This window comes from Chamaesiphon sp. OTE_8_metabat_110 (assembly GCF_031382685.1).
Lineage (GTDB): Bacteria > Cyanobacteriota > Cyanobacteriia > Cyanobacteriales > Chamaesiphonaceae > Chamaesiphon.
Genome location: NZ_JANMZA010000292.1, coordinates 1 through 1983, shown reverse-complemented (window position 1 = coordinate 1983; position 1983 = coordinate 1). Strand labels below are relative to the sequence as shown.

Annotated in this window: 2 protein-coding genes; both read left to right on the top strand. The window is 50.4% G+C overall.

Annotated features, from left to right (window positions below; translation table 11 throughout):
- Positions 1 to 604, top strand: a 604-nt coding sequence (locus RMO52_RS10490) for a transposase (protein ID WP_310413760.1), incomplete at its 5' end; no start/stop codon positions are given.
- Between the two features lie 75 nt (positions 605 to 679).
- The gene (locus RMO52_RS10485; RefSeq protein ID WP_310413757.1) at positions 680 to 1819 is read left to right on the top strand and encodes an anhydro-N-acetylmuramic acid kinase; all 1140 of its coding nucleotides are present in this window, start codon (positions 680 to 682) and stop codon (positions 1817 to 1819) included.
- Positions 1820 to 1983: the final 164 nt, after the last annotated feature.

Below are 1983 nucleotides of genomic sequence, written 5' to 3'. Positions count from 1 at the left end.
TGCTGGCACAAAGACAATCCCCTGCATCACAATGAGATTAGTCGAAATTAGAGTGGGGAAAACTTGGTGTTCTTACGCGACGTTTTCGGGGGAAGCTTCCCCCGAAAAGCTCGCTTATCTGACTAGTGTACTTGACCCACTGATTTTACCTCCCGATGTAGTTGCCGATTTGTATGGCAGAAGGTGGCGAATCGAAGAAGCATTTAATCCGGTTAAACGGTTGTTGGGCTTGAGTTATATCTGGACGGGTTCACTCAATGGCATTCAATTACAACTCTGGGGGACTTGGCTATTTTATGCTGTGTTAGTCGATCTCGGTGATGCTGTTGCTGCGGAGGTATCTCTTCCTTTTGACCGCATTTCTCTAGAGATGATTTATCGTGGTATCTATCATTTCTATGTCGCTCATCACAAGGGTTTAGCTACTGACCCTGTTAAATATTTTGCCGCTCCTGAAAATCAAGATCTGGGAGTTGTTAAATCTATCCGCAAACCATTCAAGAAATTGATTATTGACCCCTTCCCAGAACGAGTGAGTAGGGAAGGGCCATTTTTCTTTGAGCCGTCCTCTCCACCCTGCTTGACAACTGCACTTGCGCCTTAACTTGTCACCAATCGGGTTCCCCGACCATGGAAGCGCACCAAGCGGGGGGATTTACCCATTGAAAACGGAGCTGATATGAAAGTAATTGGGTTAATGAGTGGGACATCAGTCGATGGTATCGATGCTGCTTTGGTCGAAATTGCTGGGACGACCCTCGATTTGCGAGTGGAATTGTTAGCAGGAGCGACCTATCCTTATCCTGACGCGATACGATCGCAAATCTTGGCGGTCTGTAGTGGCGAGCGGTTATCGCTGCTAGAACTTGCCGCTTTAGATGATGCGATCGCCGACTGCTTTGCCCAAGCGGTGCAGGCGATTCAGGTCGATCGACCATTGGCAGTACTAGTCGGCTCTCACGGTCAAACGCTCTACCATCGCCCGACCACCGATCGAGCGATGGGTTACAGTCTTCAGCTCGGACGGGGCGCACTAATTGCGGCAATGACGCAGATCGAAACGATCGATAATTTCCGGGCGGCGGATATTGCGGCGGGCGGACAGGGTGCGCCTCTGGTACCCAAGCCCGATGCTTACCTCCTCGGTCATCCGATCGAACATCGTTGCATCCAAAATATCGGCGGCATTGGGAATGTTACCTATCTCCCGCCTCACAACCAGCCCGACTGGGAGCGGCAAGTCTGCGGATGGGATACCGGACCGGGAAATAGTTTGCTCGATCTAGCTGTGACCCAATTAAGCCAGGGTAAACTGACGTTCGATCGAGATGGTGCCTGGGCGGCGACTGGGCGCAGTTGCAAATCTTTAGTTCAAAAATGGTTAGAGGAGGATTACTTTCGCGCTGTACCCCCCAAATCGACGGGCAGAGAGCTATTCGGTGCCGAGTATCTGCAAGCGTGTCTGTTGGATGCCAGCGCTGCCGATTTGAGTGCGGCGGATCTGTTGGCAACGCTGACCGATTTTACAGCTAGTAGTATCGCTGATAGTTACCGTCGCTTTTTGCCACGATTGCCAGATCGGGTCTTGCTCTGCGGCGGGGGCAGTCGCAATCTGTATTTACGGCAACGTCTGGAGCATCATTTACCCCATATCGCGATCGAGACAACCGATACTGCGGGGCTAGATGGCGATTATAAAGAAGCAATCGCTTTTGCCGTCTTGGCATATTGGCGCAAGTGCGGGATTCCGGGCAACTTCCCGCTGGCGACAGGCGCAAAGCAAGCGGTACTATTAGGCGATGTCCATCCTGTCTACTGAATTGGGTATATTTGAAATAGTGCATCAATCGCTGTCCTCAAGTTTAACCCGATTAATTTGGGCACCTAGTCTGTTTAGCATGACCTATCTGAGGTCTGGAATTAGTACCCCCGATCGCTTTCGTTTTAATGTTCAATTTTTATCTTCAGTCTGGTAATAATATT

Excerpts from the sequence above, each read along its gene's own strand:
- RMO52_RS10485 (WP_310413757.1), top strand. The coding sequence starts at position 680 with ATGAAAGTAATTGGGTTAATGAGTGGGACATCAGTCGATGGTATCGAT.